This window comes from Secundilactobacillus paracollinoides DSM 15502 = JCM 11969, from assembly GCF_001311135.1.
In the GTDB taxonomy this organism is placed as follows: domain Bacteria; phylum Bacillota; class Bacilli; order Lactobacillales; family Lactobacillaceae; genus Secundilactobacillus; species Secundilactobacillus paracollinoides.
Genome location: NZ_BBAG01000003.1, coordinates 18,283 through 27,736 on the forward strand (window position 1 = coordinate 18,283; position 9,454 = coordinate 27,736).

General features: G+C 48.3%; 5 protein-coding genes and 6 pseudogenes. All 11 read right to left on the minus strand.

Going from position 1 to position 9,454, the window contains the following annotated elements:
• Positions 1-36 precede the first annotated feature (36 nt).
• Complete coding sequence (gene hrcA, locus JCM11969_RS02130) at positions 37-1,080, minus strand: heat-inducible transcriptional repressor HrcA (protein WP_054707673.1); 1,044 nt, start codon at positions 1,078-1,080, stop codon at positions 37-39.
• A gap of 106 nt (positions 1,081-1,186) precedes the next feature.
• A pseudogene (ribF, locus tag JCM11969_RS02135) lies at positions 1,187-2,148 on the minus strand (riboflavin biosynthesis protein RibF).
• Between the two features lie 21 nt (positions 2,149-2,169).
• Positions 2,170-3,068, minus strand: a pseudogene (gene truB / locus JCM11969_RS02140) (tRNA pseudouridine(55) synthase TruB).
• An 859-nt stretch (positions 3,069-3,927) separates the two neighbouring features.
• Positions 3,928-4,287, minus strand: coding sequence for a 30S ribosome-binding factor RbfA (gene rbfA / locus JCM11969_RS02145; RefSeq protein WP_054707679.1), 360 nt, complete (start codon positions 4,285-4,287; stop codon positions 3,928-3,930).
• A 35-nt stretch (positions 4,288-4,322) separates the two neighbouring features.
• Positions 4,323-6,704 (minus strand): annotated as a pseudogene (gene infB / locus JCM11969_RS02150) (translation initiation factor IF-2).
• 183 nt (positions 6,705-6,887) lie between these two features.
• Positions 6,888-6,977, minus strand: a pseudogene (locus tag JCM11969_RS20190) (translation initiation factor IF-2 N-terminal domain-containing protein); the annotation flags it as partial.
• Between the two features lie 14 nt (positions 6,978-6,991).
• A complete protein-coding gene (locus JCM11969_RS02155) occupies positions 6,992-7,297 on the minus strand; it encodes a L7Ae/L30e/S12e/Gadd45 family ribosomal protein (RefSeq protein WP_054707682.1) in 306 nt (101 codons plus the stop codon).
• Positions 7,284-7,586 (minus strand): RNase P modulator RnpM, encoded by a 303-nt coding sequence (gene rnpM / locus JCM11969_RS02160; protein WP_054707685.1) that lies wholly within the window; start codon positions 7,584-7,586, stop codon positions 7,284-7,286. Before rnpM ends, JCM11969_RS02155 begins: the two co-directional genes overlap by 14 nt.
• 14 nt (positions 7,587-7,600) lie before the next feature.
• Positions 7,601-7,747, minus strand: coding sequence for a hypothetical protein (locus tag JCM11969_RS18505; RefSeq protein ID WP_225353102.1), 147 nt, complete (start codon positions 7,745-7,747; stop codon positions 7,601-7,603).
• Positions 7,748-7,854: 107 nt separating this feature from the next.
• Positions 7,855-8,887: pseudogene (gene nusA, locus JCM11969_RS02165) on the minus strand (transcription termination factor NusA); the annotation flags it as partial.
• Between the two features lie 23 nt (positions 8,888-8,910).
• A pseudogene (gene rimP / locus JCM11969_RS02170) lies at positions 8,911-9,386 on the minus strand (ribosome maturation factor RimP).
• Positions 9,387-9,454: the final 68 nt, after the last annotated feature.

Here is a 9,454-nt window from a genome sequence, read left to right on the forward strand (position 1 = left end):
ACACCCCTTTACTACTTATCAAATTGATGACACAAATTACTGATCAAAGTAACGATAATAGTCCGTCAGCCGCTTGGCAAGCTCCTGTCTAAACGTGCCGACTAACCCGATCATCCGTGAGTAAGGCATCCGGGTCGGCCCCAGCAGAGCTATCACACCCTTGCCGTGGTCGCCCACCTCATAGGTTGCTGTGATCAGACTGTAATCTCTCAGGATCGCATTCGTCATCTCACTACCGATCTTCACTTGAATATGATCGCTTGGTCGGCCTAAGACGGTCGCCATGTCATCGGTCCGGTCCATTAACGTGTACAGCGACTTCAACTCGTCAACGTCGCTACTATCCGAGAAGTTAAGCAAATTCAGCCGGCCACCAACGTAGTAACGTTCTTGCGCCGCCTGAGTTAACACATCACCGAATATCTTAAGGAACCCTTCCGGACTCTGGAGGTACTTGGTGACTTCTTGGGGGATCTTGGTCTGTCGTGCCTGCAAGACTTCTCGCAGGGACTTGCCAACCAGCTGGTCGTTGATCAACCGAACCACAGCTTCAAGCTGGTCACCAGTGACGCCGGGTGCGAGGTTAAACGTCTGGGTCTCAGCATCGCCATTATCAGTCACAAGGACCGCCATGACCTGACGTTTACCCAGCGGTACGAGCCGAAAACCGCTTAACTTACTATCCTGCAGCTCTGGTTTCAACGTAAAGGCCGTATACGAGGTCAGGTTTGAAAGGATCTGGGCCGAGGTCTCAATGAGCTCGTCGATCTTTAAAAACTGACCATCCAGTGAAGACTTGATGATATCAATATCATTCGCCTTCACCGGGTCAGGTTGAACCAAATGATCCACGTAGTAGCGATAACCCTTAACAGATGGAATTCGACCGGACGAGGAGTGCGTCTTATTGATCAGACCCAACTCTTCCAGCGCAGCCATCTCGTTTCGCACGGTCGCTGAGCTCACATGCATGGGCAGCTGTGCCGCCAAGGTTTTTGACCCAACTGGGACACCGCTGCTCGTATAGTCGCGAACGATCGCCTTTAAAATCATCTTCTGTCTGTCCGTTAACGTGATCATCACCTCTTTTTAGCACTCATCTAACCTAAGTGCTAAGACACATATATAATGTATCAAATGGCGTTTTTTTAAGTCAAGCATTACACCGTGATTTTTAGCAATTAATTTAGTCGAGTGCTAATTCATGAAAATCATGCGCTAAATACTGACGCGCATGATCAGTATCCGCGGTCATTTGAGTGACCAACGCGTCAACTGATGCAAATTTTTCTTCACCGCGCAACCGGTAGCACCATTCCACCGTCGCCACTTCACCGTAAACCGCTTCGTTAAAGTCGATGATATAGACCTCGACCGTCACGGGACGACCTTCACCAAACGTGACGTTGTGGCCAACAGAAGTAACGGAAGGATACCAGGTGTCGCCGATCTTGATTCGGGTCACGTACACCCCAACTGCGGGCAGCCAATAGTGGACGTCATGACTGACATTCGCGGTTGGAAAACCAATCGTGCGACCGCGCGCTTCACCGTGAACAACGGTGCCAATCGTTTGATAATGGTAGCCCAGCAGCTCATTGACCGTTTTGATGTCGCCATCGGTAATATTGCGCCGAATCCGACTGGAACTGATTTTTTGATGATCAATTTCCTGCTCACCCACGGTCACGATCTCAAATCGCTCCTGTGCATATTCTGGTAAACGCGCCATAGTCGCAATATCCTTTGGTCCATAGGTGTGATCGAACCCCGCAACAACCACCTGCGCGTGAAAGCCCATCAGATACTCGTCCACAAATTCCTGCGGCTTCAGGGCTGAAAACTGACTCGTGAAGTTCACCATGTAAACGATATCCACCCCTAATTTTTCAAATAGGTCCAGCTTACGTTGTCTCGTGGTGAGATACTTGTTTTCATCTGCGCTTAATTTCGCGTATACCAGCTTTGGATGGTGGTCATACGTCAATACGGCTAATGGCAGCCCGCGTTCCTCAGCAATGGTTTTGGCCCGTTTGATCACGGCCTGGTGTCCAAGATGCAGCCCGTCAAAAAACCCATAGCAAGAACAATGGGCTTGTTGATCGGCGTATCCGCTGACATTGGGTGATGAATCTGAATGACTTGCATGCTCGCTCATCTCGACTTTCTCTACTTCGTACTAAACATTTTTAACGGCTTGTACTTATCATCAACTAATTTGTACAACGCCTTAATTTCGTTATCATAACGCAATGCAACAATTGGCGCATCACTATTGACCTCTCGCTGTAACAACCAGACGCCGTTTTGCACGCCCCGCCAAAGCGCGGTCGTTAGTTCAATTTCAGGGTAGTTATCCAATGCCCGGTCTAGTGGCCGTAGAAAACTCAGGTCATCATCTTCAACCGCGGCCTTGACCTGTGCCAGAGAAATCGTCTCCTGCAGCGTAAAGCCCCCGCTTTCGACCCGGGTCAACGATGCCATCACTGACGGCACACCCAATGCTTCACCGGCTTGAACGGCAAGCGTCCGGACATAGGTGCCCTTTGAACATTCCACCTCAAACGTAAAGGTCTGGGTGCCGTTGTTTCATCAAACGTGCTTGGCGCTGTCCGGTCGAACCGGGCCACATGAATGGTGCGGACGGGGCGCTCAACAGTTTCGTGTTTTCGTGCGTATTCGTACAGTTTTCGGCCGTTGACCTTCACTGCTGAATACATTGGTGGCGTCTGTTGTAAATCACCCGTGAGTGTCTGTAAAACAGTATCAATTGCCTCATCCGTAAACGGGGCACTTAGCGGTTGCCGGTCGACTTCATCACCGTCTAGATCCTCAGTCTCAGTGGAAAAGCCAAGCGTAACGCTGCCACGATAAACCTTTCGATGATTCAGCAAATAGTCCACCACTTTAGTGGCACTGCCGACACAAACTGGCAGCACACCATCAACACTTGGGTCAAGCGTGCCCGAATGACCAACCTTTTTTTGGTGTAAGATTTTGCGAAGCTGACTCACACAGTCGTGACTGGTCATGCCGCGCTCTTTATACAGTGGGATAATTCCGTTCATCGCAACTTAATGCTCCATTCTAAAATTCGATTTAACAGTTCATTAAAACAACTGCTGTGCAATAAGCACACATACAGCATTATATCATAATCACTTGCTGATAGCGGTTTGGGGGTTAATTTCTCTTTTTACAATTAGCAATCTACACAGAAGTATGATGCCGTTTCTTTCCACCACTAGATAAACAGTCCGTTGCATTCCGCCATTTGACATTCCGCAGTGGTGGCTCGCGATGAAGCTAATTCGATTTCTGCTGCGCAGCTCTCGAATGGATCTCCATCGTCTCGCACATCAGTAACCGACCAAAGTACGGTCGCTAACTGATGTCGACACCACCGCTCCGTGCCAAATGGCTCCATTCCACTTTCGTTGAACTTACTTATTACTACTGGTTAAGCATCACAATGGCGTTAACCCTAGTTTGCGGAGAATTCGCCCTCGACTGCGAGTCAGATCATTGACAGCAATGCTTCTCACCATGTTCTACTTGCAGGTAACGATTAATTAACGGGTTTCATGACACTACCTATGAAGCCTTACCATCTACGATGAACTATTACAAGTATCGTAGCGTAGTGGAGTCGGTCGGCATTGCAGGCTGTGGTGTCGGTGTTTGTTAGCGACCGTTCCTTGGTCGGTTACAAACACGGGAGACGTAGGAGATCCTTGAATTTCTTTCAGAAATTCAATAGCTCCGGAGCGACCCACCTCAGCCTGCAGGGCCGACCGGCGCAACGCAGCGACATTAAAGCGCTACTTTGAATCACTCAACAGTGGAGAGTCTACAAAAAAACACTCTGTCAATCGCCCACTGAGGACGGTTTACAAAGTGTCTTTTTATCGTAACGTCGTCAAATCATTACAGATTCGGATCGTCGCGGTGGAGCTGATTCAGTAGTTGGTCAATATGACTCCCGTATTGAACGGATTCGTCGCGTTCGAAGAACAGTTCTGGGGTCTTGAAGATGTTTAACCGAGCGCCTAATTCACTACGAATCAGACCGGTAGCCTTCTTCAACCCAGCCTCTGCCTTTTCACCGTCAGATGCCAGATCAGATAAGATACTGTAGTAAATCGTTGCCTGTTGCAGGTCACCCGTCACAACGACGCCCGTGACAGTGATGCCCTGAACGCGAGGATCACGAACACGCTTCAATAAAATATCGTTAACTTCCCGTTGAATCTCTTGTTCAAGTCGACCAATTCGATAATGTGCCATATTCTTTCACCACCCTATTTTAATGTGCAATGCTGTTATTCGATTGGAATTTCCTTCATGACATAAGCTTCGACAACATCACCGACTTTAATGTCGTTGTAGTTTTCGATGGTCAACCCAAGTTCGTGACCCTGCTTAACGTCCTTCACGTCATCCTTAAAGCGTTTCAAACTGCCTAATTTGCCTTCGTAAATGACCACACCGTCACGGATCAAACGCACATCAGCGTCGCTTGAAACATGACCATCAGTGACCATCCCACCAGCAATGGTCCCAATCTTAGAAGCCTTGAAGATCTCACGGACCTCAACTTGGCCGATGATTTCTTCTTCATAGGTTGGTTCCAGCTTACCCTTCATGGCATGTTCAATTTCATCGATGGCATTGTAAATGACCCGGTGTAATCGAATGTCAACTTCGTCTTGGTCCGCTTGGGCCTTTGCCTGTGGCGTTGGTCGAACGTTGAACCCGATGATGATGGCGTTACTTGCTTCAGCCAAGGTCACATCACTTTCGTTAATGGCCCCAACAGAAGTATGGATGATGTTCACCCGAACACCCTCACTTCGATCTTGTTCAAACTGTTAGCCAATGCTTCAACAGACCCTTGAACGTCGGCCTTAATAATAACGTCGACTTCCTTCATTTCCCCTTCTTTCATGGTATCAAAGAGGTTATCAAGGGTCACACGGTTCTTCGACTTCCGTTCTTCCATCAAGCATTCTTAGCCCGTTCTTCACCAGCTGTCCGAGCAGTCTTTTCATCATCAAAGACGACGAAACGATCACCGGCCTCTGGCACATCGCTCAACCCAGTGATTTCAACTGGTGTTGATGGTGCGGCCTTCTTGATGTCCTTACCACGTTCATTTTGCATGGTCCGGACACGCCCAAAGGTGTTCCCAACAACAACTGGGTCACCAACGTGCATGGTCCTTGTTGTACCAGCAAAGTGGCAACGGAACCAAGCCTCTTATCCAACCGCGCTTCGATTACAGAACCGGCAGCGTTTTGTTGTGGGTTGGCTTGTAATTCCATCACTTCAGCCTGCAAGAGGATCATGTCCAGCAAGTCATCGATGTTGGTGCCAAACTTAGCTGAGATCTGAACAAAGATGGTGTCGCCACCCCAGTCTTCAGGAATCAAGCCGTATTCAGTCAACTGTTCGATAACGTGGTTCGGGTTAGCACCCGGCTTATCGATCTTGTTGACGGCCACAATAATTGGTGTTTCAGCAGCCTTCGCATGGTTAATGGCTTCGATCGTTTGCGGCATGACACCGTCATCAGCAGCAACCACCAAAACGGTGATATCAGTGATGTCAGCACCACGCGCCCGCATTTCGGTAAAGGCCGCATGTCCTGGGGTATCCAAGAAGGTAATGGTCTTGCCGTTATGCTTCAGTTGGTAAGCACCAATAGCCTGCGTGATCCCACCAGCTTCACCAGCTGTAATGTGAGAGTGACGCAAGTGATCCAACAGGGTTGTCTTCCCATGGTCAACGTGCCCCATGATCGTCACAACTGGTGGCCGGTTTTCAAGATGGTCAGTGTTTTGTTCTTCTTCTTCAAAGAACTTGTCGATATCAGAAACATCAACTTCGACCTTTTCTTGTGCTTCGATCCCGTATTCAGCAGCTAAAATTTCAATGGTGTCCTTATCAAGTGACTGGTTTTGGTTCACCATCACACCTAACATGAACAACTTCTTAACGATTTCAGCTGGTTCCCGGTGAAGGATCTTCCCAAGGTCTTGGGCGTTCATCCCGATGCTGTAGTTCAGTACTTCAGGTAAAGCTTTATCCTTCCGTTCTGGAGCACCCTTTGGATGGTTCACTTCTTTGATCCGTTGGTTCTTCTTGTTGTACTTTTTGTTATTGTTCCGGCGACGATTATTGTTGTTACGGTTGTTTCGACTGTTGCCGTTACGCCCGCCGCGAGAGTTGTTATTGTTTAAACTGCCGCCAAACCGCCCTGAACCGCTGCGGTTTTCTGATGACCCACCGTTTGACCGGTTGCTGCTACGGTTTTGGCTGTTGTTCGAACGGTTGCCGTTGTTACTATTGTTGCTACGTTGACCGTTGGTACTTCGTTGCCCGCCACCGTTATTGTTCGAGCGTTGGCCATTGTTGTTTGACCGTTGGCTGTTATTTGAACGGTTGCTGCTCGTGGTTGACCGTTGGCCGTTACCGTTGTTTGACCGGGTAGTATTGCTACGACCCTGACTATTGTTTGACCGTTGCGTGCTGGCATGTTGACTGCCGTTGTTGCTCCGTTGGCCATTCGTCGTACTGTGCTGAGTGTTAGAACTGTGATTGTTGTTCTGACGGTTTTGATGGGTTTCATCACGATGTTGACGGTTAGCACTGCTGCCGTTTCCACCGTTGTTTGAGGTGTTTCGATTATTATTAGTTGTCATATTATGATTATTATTACCATTATCCTTAGAATGAGCACTCGACTGGTTTGCACCAGCGTCTGTGTGCGAGTGACTTACGTTTTGTGCGGGTGACTTGGAGGCCGAAGTAGGTTTAGGTTTACTGAACGCCGCCCGTAGTTGCCGTTCCTCATTATCACCTAACGATGACATATGATTTTTGACGGCAAACCCCTTGTTCTGGGCGGTATCAACAATCGCCTTACTTGAGACATTAAGCTCTTTTGCTAATTCATAAATTCGCTTTTTGCCCATATCTTCACGCTCCTTTATTCGTTTACTAGGGTACTCAACTTTCTAGCAAAACCAGGATCTTTCACGCCGTAAGCCGTACGGGACATGCCCGTTGCTTGGCTAAGGTCACTTTTAGTATACCGGTCGATCAACGGAATGTGGTAGTAAGACGCCTTGTCCCGAATCTTTTTGGCACTTGCCTGACCAGTATCACTGGCAATGATCACAAGTTGGACACTGTTGTTGCGAATCGCTTTTAAAACAAACTCTTCGCCAGACTCCAGCTTGCTTGCCCGTCGTACCAATCCCAGTAATTGCAGAAAGGCATTAGGCTTTTCCATTGTCAAATAATTCTCTCCGTGCTTGTTGGTGATCAACGTACGCAATCAAATCGTCGTAGAAGGTATCGTCAACTTTCGTTTCAAACACCTTATCAAACGTCCGATCTTTTTTGGCTTTCTTGGCAACATCAACATTTAAGGTGATGTAGGCCCCGCGACCAGACATTTTCCCAGTTGGGTCAACTGCGACATTGTTTTCCTTGTCCCGAACGATCCGGACCAATTCCTTTTTGGGGGCCATTTCGCCGGTCACAATGTCTTTACGCATTGGGATCTTTCGTTTTTTCACAGTTCCACGCCTCCTTAAAGGGTTTCAGAATCGTCGGTACCGTTGTCAGTCTCAGCGTCGTCCGGTTCAGCATCCGTATCAGCCGTTGCGGTGTCATCTGTGTCAGCAGTGTCGTCATTGTCAGTCGTCTCATCGGAAACAACATCGGTTTCCTCAGTCACTTCTTCAGAATCAACTACGGTTTCATCGTCACTGTCATTTTCTGCAACGTCCTCGGCATCATCAGCGGGCTGGGCATCTGCGTCAGCCTGGTGTTGCGCATGAATTCTTCAGCTTCTGATTCAGACTTAATATCGATCTTGAAACCAGTCAGCTTGGCAGCTAACCGGGCGTTTTGCCCGCGCTTACCAATGGCTAATGACAACTGATAATCAGGCACGATCACAGTGCAGGCCCGTTCATTGTTTTCGTCAAAAATGACATCAATGACTTCTGCAGGGTTCAACGCGTTGGCGATAAAGGCTGCTTCGTCATCCGTCCATTCAACGATATCCATGTTTTCACCGCCGAGTTCAGACACGATGGCTTGAACCCGTTGCCCACGAGGACCAACGCTGGTTCCAACCGGGTCGACGTCGGGGTTGTTAGACCGAACGGCAACCTTAGCCCGGTCGCCGGCTTCTCGTGCAATTGACATAATTTCAACAGTGCCATCGTAGATTTCCGGAATTTCTTGTTCAAACAGACGCGTCAGTAACCCTGGCGCAGTTCGACTAACGAAGACCTGTGGGTCCTTAGCGGCGTTCTCAACACGCGTCACAAACACTTTAATGTGGTCGTGCATCGCGTAGGCTTCGTTTGGCATCTGTCTTGACGCCCCATAACCGCCTCAACGTTACCCAAGTTGACGTAGACAAAACGGCTGTCTTGACGTTCAACTTCACCAGTGATGACTTCGTTTTCGTACTGACTGTACTGGTCAAAGATCAATGACCGTTCAGCTTCCCGAACCCGTTGCATAATGACCTGTTTAGCCGTTTGAGCAGCGATCCGGCCAAAGTTCTTGGGGGTCACTTCAAACTTAATGTCATCACCCATTTCATAACCGCGGCTGATGGTCATCGCGTCATCCAAGCTCACTTCCAACCGTGAATCGTACACTTGATCAACGACTTCTTGACCGCGTAAACGTGAACGTCACCCTTTTTTTGGTCAAATTCAACGTCAACGTTTTGTGCTTGGCCGTAGTTTCGCTTGTAAGCCGAGGTCAAGGCAGCTTCTAACGCGTCGATCACGATTTCTTTTTTGATACCCTTTTCTGTCTCTAACGTATCTAGGGCACCTAATAATTCTTTACTCATTATTAGTAGTCTCCTTTAAAAACTTAGAACTTAATTGCCAGTCTGGCTTTCGCAATTTTGTCACGCGGAATCGTCAGGTCTTTTATGCGCCCTTTCAAATTCACCTTTAGCGTGAGCTCATCAGGTGTCAGGTCCGTCATGGTACCTTCATAGGCCTTCTCACCGTCAAGCTTTTGGTACAGGGACACGTGGATGTAATGGTTCAGTGCCCGTTCATAATCTTGTTCCTTCTTCAGGGGCCGTTCTGCACCCGGTGAAGATACTTCTAAAAAGTATGCTTGCGGGATTGGATCCGGATCGAGTTCATCCAGTTTTTCGCCCACCTCATCGCTAACCAGGGCACACTCGTTAATGGTGATACCACCAGTCTTGTCGATATAGAGCCGAAGATACCAACTCTTTGCTTCCTGTACAAATTCAACGTCAACCAGTTCAAACTTGTGCGCATCAACGATTGCGTTGCCAGGTTAGTGACAATGTCTACGACGTTATTATCCAATCTTTTACCTCCGTGTCCATTTTTCCATTAAAAAGAGTGAGCATTGCTGCTCACTCCTTTCCGAAATA

Excerpts from the sequence above, each read along its gene's own strand:
- hrcA (WP_054707673.1), bottom strand. The coding sequence starts at position 1,080 with ATGATCACGTTAACGGACAGACAGAAGATGATTTTAAAGGCGATCGTT.
- rbfA (WP_054707679.1), bottom strand. The coding sequence starts at position 4,287 with ATGGCACATTATCGAATTGGTCGACTTGAACAAGAGATTCAACGGGAA.
- JCM11969_RS02155 (WP_054707682.1), bottom strand. The coding sequence starts at position 7,297 with ATGGAAAAGCCTAATGCCTTTCTGCAATTACTGGGATTGGTACGACGG.